The organism is Blautia sp. MSJ-19 (assembly GCF_018918125.1).
Classification (GTDB): Bacteria; Bacillota; Clostridia; order Lachnospirales; family Lachnospiraceae; genus Blautia_A.
The window spans coordinates 1-17,289 of the sequence record NZ_JAHLQA010000027.1 but is presented as its reverse complement, the minus strand read 5'-3'; the positions used below and the strand labels follow the sequence as shown (position 1 = coordinate 17,289).

At 39.7% G+C, this 17,289-nt stretch carries 19 protein-coding genes and 2 pseudogenes; 4 read left to right on the top strand and 17 right to left on the bottom strand.

Annotation, left to right across the window (positions count from 1 at the left end; genetic code table 11):
* Positions 1 to 26: 26 nt before the first annotated feature.
* The 5 genes and pseudogenes from KQI91_RS09625 to KQI91_RS09610 form a co-directional block, all read right to left on the bottom strand.
* Positions 27 to 800, bottom strand: a complete 774-nt coding sequence (locus KQI91_RS09625) for an Rpn family recombination-promoting nuclease/putative transposase (RefSeq protein ID WP_253288510.1) — start codon at positions 798 to 800, stop codon at positions 27 to 29.
* 562 nt (positions 801 to 1,362) lie between these two features.
* Entirely contained in the window at positions 1,363 to 1,563 is a 201-nt protein-coding gene (locus tag KQI91_RS09620) for a hypothetical protein (RefSeq protein WP_216392661.1), read from the bottom strand.
* Positions 1,564 to 1,730: 167 nt separating this feature from the next.
* The gene (locus tag KQI91_RS09615; protein WP_253288505.1) at positions 1,731 to 2,201 is read right to left on the bottom strand and encodes a nucleoside deaminase; all 471 of its coding nucleotides are present in this window, start codon (positions 2,199 to 2,201) and stop codon (positions 1,731 to 1,733) included.
* Between the two features lie 145 nt (positions 2,202 to 2,346).
* A pseudogene (locus tag KQI91_RS16425) lies at positions 2,347 to 2,439 on the bottom strand (flavodoxin family protein); the annotation flags it as partial.
* 63 nt (positions 2,440 to 2,502) lie between these two features.
* Positions 2,503 to 3,096 carry a flavin reductase family protein gene (locus KQI91_RS09610; RefSeq protein WP_330654524.1) on the bottom strand — a complete coding sequence of 198 codons (594 nt, stop codon included), beginning with the start codon at positions 3,094 to 3,096 and terminating at the stop codon, positions 2,503 to 2,505.
* Positions 3,097 to 3,329: 233 nt separating this feature from the next.
* On the opposite strand from KQI91_RS09610, the gene KQI91_RS16300 reads away from it, so the two are divergent.
* Together KQI91_RS16300 and KQI91_RS16295 are read left to right on the top strand one after the other, a co-directional pair.
* Positions 3,330 to 3,491, top strand: coding sequence for a MerR family transcriptional regulator (locus tag KQI91_RS16300; RefSeq protein ID WP_330654523.1), 162 nt, complete (start codon positions 3,330 to 3,332; stop codon positions 3,489 to 3,491).
* A 12-nt stretch (positions 3,492 to 3,503) separates the two neighbouring features.
* Complete coding sequence (locus tag KQI91_RS16295; RefSeq protein ID WP_330654522.1) at positions 3,504 to 3,731, top strand: hypothetical protein; 228 nt, start codon at positions 3,504 to 3,506, stop codon at positions 3,729 to 3,731.
* Positions 3,732 to 3,788: 57 nt separating this feature from the next.
* Here the strand turns inward: KQI91_RS16295 and KQI91_RS09600 are convergent.
* Positions 3,789 to 4,557, bottom strand: a pseudogene (locus tag KQI91_RS09600) (Rpn family recombination-promoting nuclease/putative transposase).
* Positions 4,558 to 5,024: 467 nt separating this feature from the next.
* Between KQI91_RS09600 and KQI91_RS09595 the strand changes: the two are divergent.
* The gene (locus tag KQI91_RS09595) at positions 5,025 to 5,894 is read left to right on the top strand and encodes a helix-turn-helix domain-containing protein (protein ID WP_216392561.1); all 870 of its coding nucleotides are present in this window, start codon (positions 5,025 to 5,027) and stop codon (positions 5,892 to 5,894) included.
* A gap of 37 nt (positions 5,895 to 5,931) precedes the next feature.
* On the opposite strand, the gene KQI91_RS09590 is transcribed toward KQI91_RS09595, so the two are convergent.
* Positions 5,932 to 6,819 carry an aldo/keto reductase gene (locus KQI91_RS09590; protein WP_216392560.1) on the bottom strand — a complete coding sequence of 296 codons (888 nt, stop codon included), beginning with the start codon at positions 6,817 to 6,819 and terminating at the stop codon, positions 5,932 to 5,934.
* A gap of 130 nt (positions 6,820 to 6,949) precedes the next feature.
* Between KQI91_RS09590 and KQI91_RS09585 the strand changes: the two genes are divergently transcribed.
* Positions 6,950 to 7,351: a MerR family transcriptional regulator gene (locus KQI91_RS09585; RefSeq protein ID WP_216392559.1), complete on the top strand. Its 402-nt coding sequence runs from the start codon at positions 6,950 to 6,952 to the stop codon at positions 7,349 to 7,351.
* A 28-nt stretch (positions 7,352 to 7,379) separates the two neighbouring features.
* On the opposite strand, the gene KQI91_RS09580 is transcribed toward KQI91_RS09585, so the two are convergent.
* From KQI91_RS09580 to KQI91_RS09535, 10 genes are all read right to left on the bottom strand, one after another.
* The gene (locus KQI91_RS09580; protein ID WP_216392558.1) at positions 7,380 to 7,796 is read right to left on the bottom strand and encodes a hypothetical protein; all 417 of its coding nucleotides are present in this window, start codon (positions 7,794 to 7,796) and stop codon (positions 7,380 to 7,382) included.
* Positions 7,797 to 7,819: 23 nt separating this feature from the next.
* Positions 7,820 to 8,440, bottom strand: coding sequence for a TetR/AcrR family transcriptional regulator (locus tag KQI91_RS09575; protein ID WP_216392557.1), 621 nt, complete (start codon positions 8,438 to 8,440; stop codon positions 7,820 to 7,822).
* 142 nt (positions 8,441 to 8,582) lie between these two features.
* Positions 8,583 to 11,231: a GAF domain-containing hybrid sensor histidine kinase/response regulator gene (locus tag KQI91_RS09570; protein ID WP_216392556.1), complete on the bottom strand. Its 2,649-nt coding sequence runs from the start codon at positions 11,229 to 11,231 to the stop codon at positions 8,583 to 8,585.
* 165 nt (positions 11,232 to 11,396) lie between these two features.
* Positions 11,397 to 11,864 (bottom strand): collagen-like protein, encoded by a 468-nt coding sequence (locus KQI91_RS16215; protein WP_216392555.1) that lies wholly within the window; start codon positions 11,862 to 11,864, stop codon positions 11,397 to 11,399.
* Positions 11,865 to 11,955: 91 nt separating this feature from the next.
* Entirely contained in the window at positions 11,956 to 13,035 is a 1,080-nt protein-coding gene (locus KQI91_RS09560; RefSeq protein WP_216392554.1) for a tetratricopeptide repeat-containing glycosyltransferase, read from the bottom strand.
* Between the two features lie 145 nt (positions 13,036 to 13,180).
* Positions 13,181 to 14,164, bottom strand: coding sequence for a M28 family metallopeptidase (locus KQI91_RS09555; RefSeq protein WP_216392553.1), 984 nt, complete (start codon positions 14,162 to 14,164; stop codon positions 13,181 to 13,183).
* A gap of 124 nt (positions 14,165 to 14,288) precedes the next feature.
* On the bottom strand, positions 14,289 to 14,669 hold the full coding sequence (locus KQI91_RS09550) for a mannose-1-phosphate guanylyltransferase (protein WP_216392552.1): 381 nt from the start codon (positions 14,667 to 14,669) through the stop codon (positions 14,289 to 14,291).
* A 27-nt stretch (positions 14,670 to 14,696) separates the two neighbouring features.
* Positions 14,697 to 14,900 carry a hypothetical protein gene (locus KQI91_RS09545; RefSeq protein WP_216392551.1) on the bottom strand — a complete coding sequence of 68 codons (204 nt, stop codon included), beginning with the start codon at positions 14,898 to 14,900 and terminating at the stop codon, positions 14,697 to 14,699.
* A gap of 88 nt (positions 14,901 to 14,988) precedes the next feature.
* The gene (locus KQI91_RS09540) at positions 14,989 to 16,185 is read right to left on the bottom strand and encodes a DUF4179 domain-containing protein (protein ID WP_216392550.1); all 1,197 of its coding nucleotides are present in this window, start codon (positions 16,183 to 16,185) and stop codon (positions 14,989 to 14,991) included.
* The gene (locus tag KQI91_RS09535; RefSeq protein WP_216392549.1) at positions 16,182 to 16,739 is read right to left on the bottom strand and encodes an RNA polymerase sigma factor; all 558 of its coding nucleotides are present in this window, start codon (positions 16,737 to 16,739) and stop codon (positions 16,182 to 16,184) included. The genes KQI91_RS09540 and KQI91_RS09535 overlap by 4 nt, the downstream gene beginning before the upstream one ends.
* Between the last annotated feature and the right edge of the window lie 550 nt (positions 16,740 to 17,289).

Sequence of the window (17,289 nt, the reverse complement as noted above, 5' to 3'; positions counted from 1 at the left end):
GACCTGCCCATCTATAATATTTTTATTTATTTCATTGTACATAAATTTTCATCAATCCATCTCTGGACATCTTTTTCGCTTACCTTAACCAAACGGGCCATGGTCTTTACATCCATGCCCTCTTCTGCCATAGAAAGAACCGTCTCTTTTTTAGCTTTGAGCTCACCTTTTTCTATGCCGCGCTTTTCGCCGCTTTCCATTCCTTCACTGTAAATTTTCTCCATTTCATGGCACATAAGCTCAACCCCTTTCTGTGTGTCTTTTAATTCATGTACCCTTTTCGCCAGAACTGGACTGTGCATTTCGTCCGCGTTTTTGCAATGCAGATCATGCATAAGCCTTCCCAGTTCTGTATCTTCCTGTTTTCTGGAATTCACATATATGATATGCGCTTCGTCCTGAAAATTTTCATTGACTTCTTCAATCTTTTTATTGATATGGTAGATTGGAAGACCATATCCAAGGATATCATCCCTGGTAATAAAGATTACATAGCTTTCCGGTAATTCATCAAAATCCTGTCCCGGATTTAAAGTATTCATGTCCATCAATCCGCTGTGGTAACGTGCTCTCTTAGGCGATGCGCCTTCATTATCCTGCTGGATTTCTACATCAAACTGTTTCCCTTCGGAATCTCTGGCAACACAGTCCATGATTGCGGATCTGCCCTGAAGATTTTTATAATCCTTCTGGACAATCTGATCAATTACTTGCAGATCCTGTTTTTCCATAATGACCTGCAGGACATATTCCAAACATTCTCTCTGTTTGAAAACATTTCTCATAAATATATCACTCATAAGCGTAAAATTTTTAATAACGTCTTTGTATCTTTCGTAACGTGCTTCCAGTTCACTGTCTGGCATGATTTTTTCATTTGCCACGTTCGCTGTCACCTCCGTTTTAATTTTTGATGAGTGTTGTCAAAGTCTCTTTTATTGATTTTATCTTAACATTAATGGGGTACCTTTACAAGATGCTTTTTGGCGAGCCCTATTGGCTTGGTGGAGATAATTGAAACTCCTTAGAAAAAGCTTTCTTATCAGAAACAACCACTGACGGAAATATCCTACATATTGGAGTTGTAAGAAAATTTTCTGGCAGTGGTTATTGTTTGGAATTCCTGATTTGTTATGTTAGTTTTTGACATCATTATTCGTTTTGTTATTTACAGAATGTAATAAGTCACGATCTATTTGCTTTTTATATGAGTGAAATAAGATTTGTAAATGAAAGGGGCATAAAGTGTAAAAAATAGGGTGAAAAATCATGAGAAAATATGGTCAAAAATGGAGACTTGTCATTGTATCATTTAGTGTCATTTGGTATCAAACAGCACTTGCTGATATCAAAATATCGTTATTAAGCGGCATTGCCAGACACTATATATTGTGTTTTGGTATCGAATAGGAAAAGAATTTCATAGGCATCCGGGAACGCCATCGCAAACCGGATATCCACATCCTCTTTGTTCTTCATAACTGCATTGACTTCCCCGCCGATGTAACGTGCGGCTTTGTCGATCTGCAGGAGTATTTCATCGCGTAATGCTAGTTTTCTCATAGTTTTCCTTTCACTTTTTGAAGCAAAAAAATAACCTCACTGTTTCAGGGATATGTGAGACCATTTTAATACATTATAATAATGACTGTTAACAATGTTTCTTATTATAAACAGATTATTTAAGAAGTGCAAGTGTTCCTTTTCATATCTTATTTTAAAACTTAATCTTACCCCTTTGCATGATTACAAAAATACTCTTTCAGAATCGAAAGACTTTCTTCACGCAAAACACCTTCCGAAACCTGCGGTTGCCAGAAAGAATTATCAAATACAATTTTGGAGCAATTACATCCGGTGTTTCCGAGAATATGCTCCAAATCAATATTGCTTGCACCATAGACCAACCGTCCTAACTTCACCCAAACCATTGCGCCACTGCACATAAAACATGGTTCGCAGCTGGAATAAAGAGTATATTCATGCAGATCAGTAATTCCAGTCTGTGCACAAAACTCTCGGATCAGTCCTGCTTCTCCATGAAATGTTGGATCGTGTTTTGTATAAATTTGATTCTCATTGCTAAATACAATTTCGTCATTCTTGACAAGCACAGCGCCGAACGGCTCGTTACCATGTTGAACTGCCAATTTTGACAGTTCAATGGCCTTTTTCATAAACATTTCATCTTGCATTTTCATTTGATATACCTCTTTTCTACTACGATATATTTATGGCTGATGCCCTTACAACTCTAACACAGGATAATTCTATTATAACAGGGAATTTACCCTTTCGCACGATAATATTATATAAAAAATCAGGGGAGGCTCCAAACATCAGACCGAAATATTTATTCATCTGATTCCAGATTGCACTAGTACCTGCTCTTCTTGCTGACACAACAGCTGCAGCCGGTTTCAAAAGGAAACGATTTCCACCGCCATTAAGGTCTGCATAAATCCTGTAGTTCATTTCTATTTTTCTATATCTTCTCCGTAATCATGCTTCTGTCCCTTGCACTGCTTTCATAAGTTCTTTTCCGGCATTCCATGCCTGACCAGCTTTCTCTGTTGCAACATAATATCCGCTCTGGAACTGGTCAAAGATCAGTGCATTCAATTTCAGAGGATCAACCTTTCCATTTTCGGAAAGGACTTTCTCATCTGCACTTACATTGACGATTGTTCCCACTACCGCATGAAGATTTTCTGTTTCTACGATTTCTGCAAGTTCACATTCTAATGTAACAGGAAATTCTGTAACGATCGGTGCATTCACATGTGTACTCTTTTCTACATGATATCCGGACTTTTCAAATTTATCCGGCATGGTATTACCGGAAGCGATTCCATAAAAATCTGCCACATCCATATGGTCTCTGTCCGCAATGCTTACCGTAAATGCTTTTACTTTACGGATGTTTTTGGTTGTCTTATGATCTTCATCAATAAACAGGGCAATTTTATCATGGTCGCTGATCATTCCCCATGCTGCATTCATAACATCTGCCACGCCATTTTCATCATAAGCTGCAATCATCAGAACCGGCATTGGAAATACGGCTGGCTGTACACCTAAATCTTTTCTCATCATTCATTACCTCCTTGATAAAAACACTTTTTACTGTTATGATGTAAGTATAGCAATCGGTTGTTACTACCGGTCAAGTACATTTTGAAACTTTTGAGTAAAATGTAATAGTAGAGTGGGTATTCGCAATCCGTTTAACTACTTGCTCATAACCAAATTACTGCTTTGCAGTTGATTTGGTTAAGGTTAAATTCGTGCCTGACGATTTTAGTCTTATATTTGGGGAGTATTTAATTATGTTTACAATGAAACAGACCTGTGAGCAAACACAATTATCATATGAAACATTGAAATTTTACTGTAATCAGGGATTAGTCCCCAATGTAAAACGCGATAAAAACAACCGCCGCATTTTTGATGAAAAAGATATCGCATGGATCAATAGCTTAACCTGCTAAAACAACTGTGGCATGAGTATTAGCGAAATGAAAAAATATCTTGCCCTCTGTCTTCAGGGTGAAGCAACGATTCCAGAACGAAAACTTATTCTTGAGCAAAAACGTAATTCGCTACTGGCACAACAACAGCAAATACAAGATGCCATTAATTATATTGATTTGAAACAAGGTTTCTATGATGATGTCCTGGCAGGGAAAACCAAATACTACAGTAACTTGATCCGTAATGATGAGCATTAAAAAAATATTACAAAAGGACAGGTCCAAAACAGACCTGCCCATTTACAATATTTTTATTTATTTCATTGTACATAAATTTTCATCGATCCACTTCTGGACATCTTTTTCGCTCACTTTAACCAAACGGGCAATCATTTTTACATCCATGCCCTCTTCTGCCATAGAAAGGGCTGTTTCTTTTGCTTTCTTGAGTTCACCTTTCTCTATGCCGCGTTTTTCGCCGCTTTCCATTCCCTTACTATAAATTTTTTCCATTTCATGGCACATAAGTTCAACCCCTTTCTGTGTGTCTTTCAATTCATGTACTCGTTTCGCAAGAACAGAACTGTGCATTTCATCCGCATTCTTACAATGCAGATCATGCATGAGTCTTCCAAGTTCTGTATCTTCCTGTTTCCTGGAATTCACATATATGATATGCGCTTCGTCCTGAAAACTTTCACCAACTTCTTTAATCTGCTTATCAATATGGTAGATTGGAAGTCCATATCCAAAGACATCATCTCTGGTAATAAAGATTACATAACTTTCCGGTAATTCATCGAAATCCTGTCCCGGATTTAAAGTGTTCATGTCCATCAGCCCGCCGTGGTAACGTGCCCTCTTGGGTGACGCACCTTCATTGTCCTGCTGGATTTCCACGTCAAACTGTTTTCCTTTGGAATCTCTGGCAACACAGTCCATAATCGCGGACCGTCCCTGAAGATTCTTATAATCCTTCTGGATGACTTGGTCAATTACTCGCAGATCCTGCCATGATTACCTGCAGGACGTATTCCAGGCATTCTCTTTGTTTGAAGACATTTCTCATAAATATATCACTCATAAGCGTAAAATTTTTAATAACGCCTTTGTATCTTTCGTAACGTGCTTCCAGTTCGCTGTCTGGCATGATTTTTTCATTTGCCACGTTCGCTGTCACCTCCGTTTTAATTTTGATGAGTGTTGTGAAAATACCTTTACTTGGTTTTATCTTAGCATTAATAAGATTCCTTTACAAGATACTTTTTGTTGAGATATTATTGACTCATTGAAAATAATTCGAATAAAGTAGTGTTACCTAAATAAGAAGAGACATTGACATAGCATCTACTCCATAAGTTTATTCTTTTATCATTTCCGCTGGAAGCTCAGCAATATAAAAATAACCGTTAATTTTTTCATTTTACCCATTGATTTTTCCTGCAAATTTTCTTGATATACTTCTTGGTGAAATCCTTGCTCCAATATTCATCAATTTTGTTGACGCACCATAGTATAAAAGAAATTTCAGTTTCCAAAAGGGGTAATCATATGAAATCAAATAGAAAAAATTCCATGCAGACCGTGACACTTGCACCGGGCATGGAACTTTCTTATTACACTGTATACGAAGACAATTTATCTTTGCATCACCGGCCACTTTCTCACGTAATGGAGATTAATTACTGCCATGCAGGACGAATCGGCTGGAAAATGAAAAATGGTACTTCTGTTTATCTTGGTCCTGGTGATTACTCGATCCATACAATGGAAGTCTGTGCCGACTCAAAACTCTCACTCCCAAATAAGTATTATGAAGGGTTTACCTTATGTGTTGATCTTGATCTGCTCACCAAAGAGCCGCCTGCTCTTCTAAAAGATACTGGCATCACCGGGGAACTGTTATTGAAAAAATATTGTCTGAAAGACTGCTTTTCTTCTTTTGTAGGAAATGAAGAAACAAATGCTATTTTTGAGGGATTCTATGGACAGCCGGAAAACTTACTCTCAGCTTACCAAAACTTAAAGGCCCTGGAACTCTTTCTGTATCTTGCCAAAGCAGAACCTGCGGCAGAAAAACATCTTGACGAATACCAGACTGAGCAGGTGGCTCTGATCCGCCAGATCCATGAGCTGCTTCTTTCTAATCTTAATCGGCGCATTACGATTGAGGAATTATCAAAAGAATACCTGATCAATACGACTACCTTAAAGAATGTTTTCAAAGCAGTCTACGGTACTTCCATCGCAGCCCATGTAAAAGAACACCGTATGGAACATGCAGCCAGAATGTTATTGGAAACAGATACATCGATTGCAGACATTGCAAATGCTGTCGGATATGACAGCCAGAGTAAATTTACTTCTGCTTTTAAGGATGCTTATCAGGTAACACCACGGGAGTATCGTAAAAATCATTGACAAGACAATTTATCCTCAAAAACTTATAGGCTCTGCCTTACCAGTTCTTTTTTTCCTTACTGCTGTCATGCTGTGATTTGCGTTCTTCTACCATCTTTACAAACCATTCTACCATCGCTGGATCCTGATGGGAGAAAAATGCACTTGTGGCGGTATCCATCTGTGCAATCTGCTTCATGTCTACCTCGCTCAGTGAGAAATCAAATATGTTCAGATTCTCGATCATACGCTCTTTATGGACAGACTTTGGAATTACGATCACGCCTCTTTGAATATGCCAGCGAAGCATTACCTGCGCTGTTGTTTTTCCGTATTTCTGACCGATTTTCTGCAATGTTTCATTTTCGAAAAGTCCATTTCTTCCTTCTCCAAATGGCGCCCAGGCTTCTAAACGGATATCATATTTGTCTGCCCATTCTTTCAGATTTTTCTGCTGATTGAGTGGATGTGTTTCCATCTGATTCACCATTGGTCTGATCCTTGTAAAATTGGCAAACTCTACCATTCGATCCACATAGTGATTGGAAATACCGATCGCCCGCAGTTTTCCCTCATCATAAAGTTCTTCCAGCGCCCTCCACGCTCCATAGGTATCACCAAATGGCTGATGCAATAACATAAGATCCAGATAATCTGTACGTAACTTTTCCATAGATTCCAGCACAGATTTCCTGCATTCTTCGTGTCCAAAATGTTCGATCCACACCTTTGATGTAAGGAAGATCTCTTTCCGGTCAATTCCTGATCTTTCAATTGCCTGACCAACTTCTTCTTCATTGAAATAGCTTTGCGCGGTATCTATGCTTCGATACCCTGCATCCAATGCATCCAGTACACACTGTTCACATTCATCCTTTGTAACCTGATACACACCATAGCCAAGCTGCGGCATCCTGACTCCATTGCTTAAAGTAATGTATTCCATATAAATGTCCTCCTTCTTGATTCTGTTTTTCTGTTATGATACAATCTTATCAGCCGGTAGTAACTACCGGTCAAGAACTTTTTATAAAATGTAAAAGTAAAGTGGATATTCGCAATCCAGGAGGGATATTATGTATTCGATGAAAGAAGCCTGTGAGCTGACCAATATGTCCTATGAAAATCTAAAATTTTATTGTAATGAAGGCCTGGTTCCCAATGTTAAACGCAACGCTCGAAACTATCGCGTATTTGATGAGCATGACATCAAGTGGATCCAAAGCCTGAACTGTCTGAAAAACTGCGGAATGAGTATCACCGAAATGAAAGAGTATCTTGCTCTTTGCTTAAAAGGGGAATGTTCCATTCCCAAGCGCAAGGTCATCCTTGCAGACAAAAAAGAAGCTCTGCTCCAGTCCATTGCACGGCTGCAGGAAGCCGTTGCATATATAGACTGGAAGCAGAATTTCTATGATGATGTTCTATCCGGAAAAATCGAGTATTACAGTAATCTGATACCAGAACAAATGAAATGATCAGTTTCCACAGCTTTTTTGAAAATGCCTAGATGAGCTGTATCATTCTTGCGATTTCCATAACTACAATTTTTAGCATTACTCCACTGGACATCACATAAAACCATATTTCCCGCATTCGCTGTGATCTTGCGATTGGGGTTGCTACTGCTGCAACAATGATCATTGCTGTTCCAATACAGCCAACGATAGTAGGAATACTTACCAAAGGAAAGATTCCTGGCGCACAGCTTCCATCAATTGCGGCCTGAATAGTCTTATCCAATCCATCCCTGGCTGCCGCGAAGCAGCAAATAACAAGACCATAAATCAGCAAAAACAAATTCCTGCGGCCCCAGAAACTGATTGCGTCACGATTCCATACGGAATATCCGATAAAGCCAATTAAAGCAATTATCATAATGGTTGTTACCGTAGTCGTTCTGTCTCCGAAATAAAGTTTCATCTGTCTTTCCTCCATTCCCCTACTCAAATCGATATCTTCTGAAATCTTTTTGAAAATCTCTCTACATGCTTATCTACCAGCTTCACTACTTCCTGTTTATTCTCTGCTCCATCATAAATACTGTACAAAAGAAAAATAGGTCCGTAGAAATCCACCGCAAGCAGCTTTGCATCTTCACTGCTTTCTGCTATTCCGGAAAAAATTGCTTTCATGTACCGGAGGGGGCCTTCTGCAAGATAGTTCTGATAGAGCTTAGCCATTTCCGGATCTCTGTATTGTTCCAATGTCAGCATTTTTCGGAAACAGCAGGAAAATTCATCTTCTGTCCAGTGCAGGAACTGCACTTTTGTAAACTGTCTGATCTTCTCCAAAGCAGTATTTTTATATCCTGTAATCACTTCCTCCATATCACCATGCGGCATCTCATATTCCTTTGCTCTTTCCGCATCCATCTGGTTCATTCTTTCTACAATACTGTCCAATATTTCCTGTTTACTGGAATAGTGTTTATACAAGGCAGCCTTGGTAACGCCTAATCTTGAAGCGATTTCGTTCATAGACGTTCCCATGTAGCCACTCTGTGCAAACAATTTCAATGCTTCTTCGAGAATTTTTTCCTTTGTGTTCTTTTCTTTGCTTTCCATATTTCTCTCCTAAATTGATGTTATTAGAAAGTTACCTTTCGGTCACTTTCATTATAGTTACCTATCGGTTACTTGTCAACACATGTTATATAATAAACACAAAAGAAAATTATATAAAAAAGACACAGGTAAAAAATTTCTATTAATTTGCCGCAACATAACGCTTTATGACATTCATCATCTGTTTTTCGTCCAATGGCTTTGACAGATGTTCATTCATACCTGCCTTATGACTTTCCTCTATATCATCCAGGAAGGCATTTGCAGTCATTGCAAAAATAGGTATTTCCCTGGCGTCCTTTCGTTCCATTGCACGGATCGTTCTGGTGGCTGTCAATCCGTCCATGACCGGCATCATAATGTCCATAAGAATCAGGTCAAATTGACCTTTTTCAGATGAGGTAAAAATATCCACGGCTTCTTTTCCATTAAAAGCTGTCATAACTTCCATGCCTGCATTCTCAAGAATGAATTTAGCGATTTCCATATTGAGTTCATTATCCTCCACCAGAAGGACACGGGTACCGGATAAATCTTTCTCAGAAACTGACTGTTCAATAACAGCACTGTTTCTATATTCTGTATCAATCTCAAAAGGAATCGTTATTGTGAACGTCGTTCCGACATTCTGTTCACTTTGCACTGCGATCGTTCCACCCATCATTTCGACAAGCTGTTTCACGATCGATAGCCCCAGGCCAGTTCCCATATAAGTAGTCCGGGCACTGGTATCTTCCTGTGAAAATGGTTCGAAAGCATGAGAAAGGAACTCCTGACTCATGCCACAACCGGTATCTGTACAAACAAATTGATAAGTGACCATGCCGCCTGCACAGGCAATTTCAGTAGCTGAAAATGAAACAGAGCCGCCTTTCCGGTTATATTTCACTGCATTACTGTCAATGTTCTGCAAAATCTGCTTCAAATGAATCGGACTTCCGATCAGATGAGAATGTTTTATTTTGGTATGATCAACAGACACCTGTATACCATGCAGATCAGCATTGATCCTTGCGATATTATTTATTTCCTGCAAAACTTCCAGCAGATCAAACGGTCTGTGTTCCAGGACGATCTTGCCCGATTCCAGCTTATTCATATCCAGAATATTATTTACCAGCTCAAGCAAAAAACCTGATGCTTCTTTTACTTTCTCACGACATTCGTTTTGTTTTGCAAAATCATCTGGAAAATGTTCCGCAATCGCTATCATTCCCCGGATGCCATTGATCGGTGTACGGATATCATGGCTCATCCGGCGGAGGAAATCTGTTTTCGCCATATTTGCACGCCGGGCCTCTTCTGCCGTTTCCAACAGCTTCTGTTTGTATGCAATTTCCTTTCGTTTTTCCTGATCGATCTTACGCACAACGTACAATGCGTTCAGTACATTTCCTTCATTGTCACGTTTTTTGGCAATGATCCTCGCCATATTCCAGGAACCGGTCCGGGTTTTATACTCAGCAACCACACTGTCCGTATCTTTTAAACGGTCTGGCAATGTAGACATATCCAGAAATTCCTGCATCATTGGCTGATATTCTTCTGACACGATCGTATTGTATATTCCCTGCAAAATATCTGCAATGTACCCTTTTTTTCCTGTGAGCTTGTGGGTTTCCTGTGTCGCAGATACTTCTTCGTATGTTTTTTGGACCAGATCAACTCGATAGATCAGCCAGTATAGTTTGCTGATTGAGCCAATGATCTCACTATTGAGAGTTGCCTCGGCAAGTGCATTTTCCAGCTGGGTCTGCATTTTTTCCTGTGCTGCAACAAGATCATCAATATAACGGTATCCCATGATTACTTTAAAACCGTCTTCTTCTGCCAGGCGAACGATCTGCACTTCGAAGTACTGCTGTCCCGCCTTATTCGGATGGACACGGTATTTATAAGCAAATCTTTTGTGTCTGCTCAGATATTCTCTCAGGTATTTTGTGTCCATTTTTTCCAGAAAATCAGGTGCTGATTCTTTGATAACAAAATGCCCAAAATAATCCTGTATGATGGATGAATAGGAACCATTTTCTCTTGCTTTCTTTTTTACTATGGCGGCTGTATTATTGTATGCTTCACATTTTACCGGAATTAACGTATCATTTATGAGATCACAGTAATAGATGGATGTATAGTCTACACTGAGTGCATTCAATATAACTTTTTCTTTATTGAGTTCATCCAGGCTCTTTTGCAGAGAAAGTTGATTTTCTTCTAATCTTTTCATCATGTACAGATTTTCTTTTAACCCGCTGATATGACCGCTGATTCCTCTAAGCAGGCTTACTGACAATTCCATTCTGTTGCGTTCTGGGTTATCAACTCCCATGTAGCCTGTAACACTGCCACCTGAAACAAGAGGAATGATTATGATCGATTTTATTCCCTGCCCGGAAAACAGCTGATATTCCTCCGGCCATTTTTCTTCATCAGCATCCCAGTCATAGATTACAACAGCACCATCCGTATTCAGAATGGAAAACCAGTTAGGGACCGTGGACAGTGGCAGATCCTGCATTTCTCTGAATGTCGGAGAAATCCCATCTGCGCACCATACATGTGTCATATGTAATATTTTTGTGGAATCAGGTTTCAATTCGAAAATATATGAGCGGTCTGCTCCGGCATATTTTCCTAATGAAGCCAGCAATACCGGCATGACCTGCTCCAATTCTGTTTCGCTTTTGATATTATCCAGAAGCGCTGTATTTTCCATAACCTCATCAACAGCAGAAATAATATTTTTCAGTTCTTCATTTTCTATTTCCGCATCTTTTTCATTTTCCTTCATTGAATCTTCTCGCCCTGCTTGCAGCATTGTGTTTTTCGTTTTTGCAATCAATCTTTTTTATTATACCTTTTCTGTTTTTGCATGTCTATGGTAATCTTCGCATTGCAGGGGCAGAACAAGCCACCCGCTAAATGGGTGGCCTGACTTTTCGGTTGAAAAGGAACCTCAACGTTCCAGTATCCCTGCGTCTCTTAGATTGGCAAGCAGCGCATTAAAATCTTCCACGATGTCATCCAGATTGCTGGCGTCACCTACTGCGGCTGCAGGGGTTACTGTGCCTGCCGGGCCAGTGGGGCCAGTTGCTCCTGTGGTGCCTTGCTCGCCGGCTGGACCAGTAGCTCCGGTTGGACCTGTTACCCCGGTCGGACCGGTTGCTCCTGTGGCTCCCTGCTCTCCCGCTGGACCGGTTGCTCCTGTATATCCCTGGATTCCAGGTTCTCCCTGCGGGCCTTGCGGTCCTATAGGGCCTGGTACTCCCGGGCAGCCTCTCGGACCAGTCGGTCCTGTAGGACCTGGACAGCCTCTGTTACATTCACAGCGATTATTATTTCCAAAGCAGGAGGTACAGGATACATCATCATGTCTGTCCTGCTGCATCTCCAGCTCTTTCTGCTTCCGATGTCTCAATAACATACTGCGCTCACCTCATACTGCAAATATCCTTCCATACAGTATATGACCGGCAGAATCCACCTGTGCACATACGATGATATTATACCTTTTTTCACTCCCATCCATATTTTTCTCTGAAATAATCCGCATTATATTTCACCCTCGGATCATCCGGTTTCTCTTCCTTCGCTTTCTTATGAAAAAAGAATGCCTGCTCATGACACCCCATTCTGTCATAGCAGACGCAAAGCTGCATATATGCCGCAAATCCATGACATTCTGCCATAAAAAATCCACCATTCTTTTTTTGTTCGGGAACGGTAAGTGCCTGACCATACCAGTAAGCAGCCTGCCTGTACCACTTTCTCTCCAGAAAATTTTTCCCGATCTCACAGCAGATTTCAGCTCTGGGGACATCCAATGTCAGGCTGTACAGAAAAGCCTCCAGTGCAGCTTTCTTTTTTCCCATTTTCTCATAACATTGTCCAAGAACCATGCAGGCATCTATGCGATTCTCTGTCCATCCATCCGGCTCTTCCAGAAAAGTTTCCAGTGCCTCTGCTGCTTCCCGGTATCTCTGATGATAAAACAGCTCCCGCCCATAATACAGCTGATGTCTTGGTTCCAGCTTTTCATCTTCTGCCAGCATTTTTTCATAAATCCGAAGATTCCTGTCCGGGTCTCCCTGCCCACACTTCCGATGCTGGATTTGTATATCTGAATAAAAAATATTCCCCCTTGGCGTTATCGCCTCATGAACTCTTCCGCTCCACCGGAAATCTCCAGAAGTTTTAAGGATCCTTTCTCTGTAATAGGAGAATATCACTTTCCCATCAGGATCAAAGCCAGTGGCATATTCCATCATCACCACATCTATTTTTTTATCCAATGATGCTTTCAGAAGTTTCAGTTTCTCCAGATTTTTTTCATCCAGAACATCGTCCGCATCCAGCCACATCCAGTAATCCGTGCAAACTTTTTCCACAAGAAAATTCCTTGCCGCAGAAAAATCATCGCACCAGGGAAAATCAAATACCTGGGATGCATACTGTCCTGCAATCTCTTTCGTTCTGTCTGAAGAACCCGTATCTGTAATCAGAATCTCATCAACGATCTCCGAAACAGGTTTTAAGATTCTCTCCAGCACAGCTTCCTCATTTTTTACGATCATACAAAGAGTAAGTGAGATCATACTTGATAATCATCTTTCAGGATTTTATAAAATTTATGTTTCTTTTCTTTGTTGTATACCCGCTGTCAGATTTTCCACATAAAAAGGGACTGTCGGAACAGACAGCCCTTCTCATCAATGTTGTATTTTGGTTCAGATTCTCTGTTTAATTCATTATTGTGGGAAGCACATCCACAATCTGGTCAACCACTTCTACAATTCTCTCCATGTCCAGATTTTCTTTTACATCAGAACTGTCATTCACATTCAGCCCATCCTGCCAGTCCTGAACAATGGAAACTGCCGGGATATCCAATAATGCAAACGGATAATGATCGCTGTTAGAAGCCATCGTCAGATAAAATCGGTCACTGGATGTGAATAACTCGGACATGCTGTTTTGGTTTAACTCGGCCAGTTTTTTCAATCCTTCATCGTCATATTCTATATCATCTGGCCGTTTGTTTCCCTCGATCATAGCCATATAACCCAGATCACTTTTTTCTGCGATAGTATCGATATTTATCACTCCGATAATCTGCTTCTGTTCGTCCTCAGTCAGATTTCCGGCATACCATCTTGAACCAAGCATGTATTTTTCTTCACCTGAAAACAGGATAAATTTTATATCGTATGGCATTTCTGTATCTTTTAAAATGCGTGCTAATTCCAGCACTGCAACCACTCCTGAACCATTGTCATTAGCACCTGCAGAATCCTCTGCACTGTCATAATGGGCACTTATGATCAGATTTTTTGCAGTATCCATGGATGATTTCTTCGTTACGATAATGTTTTCTCCAGTGCCGTCAACTGTTGTATTCTCAGCTGTTGGTGCCAGAAACACATCCGTCTGGGATGAACGCCGTATCGCATTCTCATTATTTTCGTCGTTATATTCGAACTTTTGACATTCGATATTATCATATCCCAGATCACTGAAGTATTTGATAATGTATTCCTTTACATTCTGAATTGCATCAGAATTTATCGGATGCGGCTCAGAAGCAATCTCATCGATGGTCTGCTCAATATTCTGTTCAGATGGCTTCATTTCCACATCAGTCTGTGAAATATTTTCTGCCATTACCGGAATTGGCACCATTACTGATATCGCCATTGCCATGGCAAATATAACTATTTTTTTCATCCATTTTTCCTCTACCTGCTACTGTTTTTTTACAGTATCACTCCACCAAGTACCAGCAATACTCCTGACACAATTAATGCAATCAATATTTTCCTCATTGCTCTGTTCCTCCATAATGAATGTTTTAATGCTTCGCATTCAATCGTTTATTTACTCTCTCAACTGGAAAAACATCTTCAATATCAATTACTTCAAACAAATTTAACGGTAATTCTTTTTCTCCAATCAGATCAAGATAGTCATCAACAGCTCTACGGTCAATCATAATTTTGCCATGGCCAGCCCAATGCCGGTTGCTCTCTTTCTTTTTTAATCCGGAAATCCAGTATTCTTCACCATTTTCAATATCCATATAGTTTGCATAGTTACCAATATTCTTCTGGAAAGCATGGTCATTGAAATAAATCGTTTTCCTGGTTTTTGAAGTTTGTACATATCCAATCCACGCCGGACCATCATCCGAATATCCCGTTTTGAGTTCAATATACATTAATTCTTTAATCATTTTATCACCCCCCAGATTGTTTTTCGATCAGATTCCATAATGAATCATCCATTTATTTTGATCCAACGCCTGCTTTAATAATTTCTTTAATTCATTCAATTCAGGAATATCCGCAATGGCATCAATAAATGCTTTTAACGAGTATGGTGGAATAAGTGTAACACCATAATATGCAAGCCCTTTTCCTTCAGCAGAAAGTGTGTGCCAATAAAAATTTTTGATTTCTACCAATACTGATAATATCTCTTCTAATCCGAAACATCAACTTATTTATATATCAGACTTTATCTTTAAGCTGATTCTCTGGCATTTGATTTATTTATCTGATATCAATCCGTATCTTTTCTCCCACAGCTTTCCATCCAAAATCATAATCATCTTCCACATCGTAGACATTACTTTCTTCTTCGATATAAACGTCATCATCGTCGTCCGAAATATACTCTTTTGTAGTGCTGCTTTCAGTTACGTTTTCGGACGAGTTCTCGGATTTCAGATAAAGCTGCAATTCCAGATATTCGCTGTCAGGATCAGGCAGTTCCGGTCTTTCATCGTCATTGAAAGTCCAGAATTCTGTCTTAAATTTCCAATCACGATTGATATCTTCTGTTTTTGCATCATCTGTCAGATTATATCGCACTTTATTTCCTTTGCTGTCTGTTCCACGCAGTTCAACTTCGTAGTTTTGGTACAGTTTTTCTGGTATGTCTGCTGAAATACTGCTTTGTAACTTGTTCAGAAAAATATCTTTCAATACCACTGGTCCTTCTTCAGTTTGAACAGAAATATTTTCAACTTCTTTATGAGTTGTCTGTTTCAGAAGCTTCTCTCGCGATACGGTAAAATCAAAGGTAAATTCCGCTACTGATTTCTGCCAGTCATCGAGATCAGACGCCTGGAGCACAAGATGTATCTCCGGGTTTTCTCCAAGATCTCTGGGAGCATGAAAACGGTACTCCTGCACTTGGTCATATTCAGTTACATTTATGTCGGTATCTGTATCGAATAAATCTTCTGCAGAATAAGGAGTATAATTTCCACTCATATATTCATCCAATTTTTGACCATTTATTGTGGTTCTTTCCAGATCAAGTGAGATTCCTGTATTAGCAAAAGATGAAATACTTGCTGATTTTCCCTGCTGAACATCTTCGGAATCATCAATCTCCGCGTGCACCTCAAACAGCAGAACTCCTTCATCCAAAACGACTTCTTTTAAGTTTGCAGTAATCCCGTGATCTGTTTTCGATGTGTTTAGAACTTCCGTATAAGAGTCGATTCCTCTTTGAAATCCCAGGGTTTCTCCTATTGATAAAACAACCTCTCTGATCGCAGCCTGCACTTTAGGGTTCGATAAAACAGTTGAGATCAACGCCAATATCACACAGGCTGCCGCCAGTCTGCGCCAAAATGATGGTGCCCAGGCATTTTTCTTTCCTCTCCATTCTCCTTCTGCTTCGCTGATATATTTCGGATCAATATCACCAAATCTTTTTGAAAAATCAAATTTCTTCATAAGTGTTTCCCTTCCTTTTCTAACACTTTTAGCAGCTTCTTTCTGTTCCGGTACAGATTCATTTTCACGCTTCCAACAGACAGAGCATGTCTTTTGGCAATCGACGAAACAGAGTCAAAAAACCAATATCTTCTCACGAAAATATCTCTGTCCCCGGCATCCATTTTTCCAAGAAAATCATTGATGATTTCCAGCAGTTCTTTTTCTGCCAGCTGATCTTCAATGGTATAGGTAACACTTAACTGATCCATTTCGCCCAGAATATCTGCCATATGTACATCCGGACGCCTGTCGGCATATTTTTTTCGCAGACGATCAATGCTCAAATTCCTCGTGATCCTGCCACAAAAATGCGACAATACGGACGGCTTTTTTGGCGGGATCAGTGACCAGACTGAAAACCAGGTATCGTTCAGACATTCCTCCGAATCTTCTCTGTTTGCAAGCAGATTCCAGGCGATCTTGTAACAGTAAGGATGGTATTTATCGCTTAATACTTCGATCGCATGCTCATCTCTCTTCTCAAACAGAGATATGATCTCATTGTCTCTCATTTATAAGTTGTCCTCCAAAGTTTTGTGTTTTATCAGCAAATACAGGCGCGCTTTTGATTGCTGTTTTTCCTAAGGTTCCTTTTAGAAGGAAATTTCCTACTCATACTATATATCGTAAAAAAGTCCGGATGGTAACAAAAAAATCAAATTTTTTAAAAATCAGAAAAAAAGGGTCTGTCGGAAAAGAATGATTTTTAGTACCGTCAGCCCAAAACAAAACTATCCTGACAAATACAAAGTTTTTTGCTTTGTGATTTGTTCAGGATAGTTTTATTTTGAGAAATAGATTTTATTTCCCGACTGCCCTCCTCTTTTAATAACTTTCTGCATCGGAAAATCTGCTGCATACTAAATCCGATGTCCAAAAGTTAAGATAATCGGTCAAGTCCTTTTTTGTGTGTAAATTCCCTTTAGGTATAAAAAGTATTACGCCGCAAGCATTTTTTGTTGTTCAATAGCAATCAAGCGTAACTGCTTTTTACAATGCGATAGTGCTGTTTTATCTTTTTTACTTATATTGAGTTTTTGTTCTAGTGAATACCGCTCATGC

Excerpts from the sequence above, each read along its gene's own strand:
- KQI91_RS09615 (WP_253288505.1), bottom strand. The coding sequence starts at position 2,201 with ATGAAAATGCAAGATGAAATGTTTATGAAAAAGGCCATTGAACTGTCA.
- KQI91_RS09610 (WP_330654524.1), bottom strand. The coding sequence starts at position 3,096 with ATGATGAGAAAAGATTTAGGTGTACAGCCAGCCGTATTTCCAATGCCG.
- KQI91_RS09620 (WP_216392661.1), bottom strand. The coding sequence starts at position 1,563 with ATGAGAAAACTAGCATTACGCGATGAAATACTCCTGCAGATCGACAAA.
- KQI91_RS09550 (WP_216392552.1), bottom strand. The coding sequence starts at position 14,669 with ATGATTAAAGAATTAATGTATATTGAACTCAAAACGGGATATTCGGAT.
- KQI91_RS09625 (WP_253288510.1), bottom strand. The coding sequence starts at position 800 with ATGAGTGATATATTTATGAGAAATGTTTTCAAACAGAGAGAATGTTTG.
- KQI91_RS09580 (WP_216392558.1), bottom strand. The coding sequence starts at position 7,796 with ATGAAACTTTATTTCGGAGACAGAACGACTACGGTAACAACCATTATG.
- KQI91_RS09540 (WP_216392550.1), bottom strand. The coding sequence starts at position 16,185 with ATGAAGAAATTTGATTTTTCAAAAAGATTTGGTGATATTGATCCGAAA.
- KQI91_RS16295 (WP_330654522.1), top strand. The coding sequence starts at position 3,504 with ATGAGTATTAGCGAAATGAAAAAATATCTTGCCCTCTGTCTTCAGGGT.
- KQI91_RS09595 (WP_216392561.1), top strand. The coding sequence starts at position 5,025 with ATGAAATCAAATAGAAAAAATTCCATGCAGACCGTGACACTTGCACCG.
- KQI91_RS09570 (WP_216392556.1), bottom strand. The coding sequence starts at position 11,231 with ATGAAGGAAAATGAAAAAGATGCGGAAATAGAAAATGAAGAACTGAAA.
- KQI91_RS09555 (WP_216392553.1), bottom strand. The coding sequence starts at position 14,164 with ATGAAAAAAATAGTTATATTTGCCATGGCAATGGCGATATCAGTAATG.
- KQI91_RS09575 (WP_216392557.1), bottom strand. The coding sequence starts at position 8,440 with ATGGAAAGCAAAGAAAAGAACACAAAGGAAAAAATTCTCGAAGAAGCA.
- KQI91_RS16300 (WP_330654523.1), top strand. The coding sequence starts at position 3,330 with ATGTTTACAATGAAACAGACCTGTGAGCAAACACAATTATCATATGAA.
- KQI91_RS16215 (WP_216392555.1), bottom strand. The coding sequence starts at position 11,864 with ATGTTATTGAGACATCGGAAGCAGAAAGAGCTGGAGATGCAGCAGGAC.
- KQI91_RS09585 (WP_216392559.1), top strand. The coding sequence starts at position 6,950 with ATGTATTCGATGAAAGAAGCCTGTGAGCTGACCAATATGTCCTATGAA.
- KQI91_RS09535 (WP_216392549.1), bottom strand. The coding sequence starts at position 16,739 with ATGAGAGACAATGAGATCATATCTCTGTTTGAGAAGAGAGATGAGCAT.
- KQI91_RS09560 (WP_216392554.1), bottom strand. The coding sequence starts at position 13,035 with ATGATCTCACTTACTCTTTGTATGATCGTAAAAAATGAGGAAGCTGTG.
- KQI91_RS09590 (WP_216392560.1), bottom strand. The coding sequence starts at position 6,819 with ATGGAATACATTACTTTAAGCAATGGAGTCAGGATGCCGCAGCTTGGC.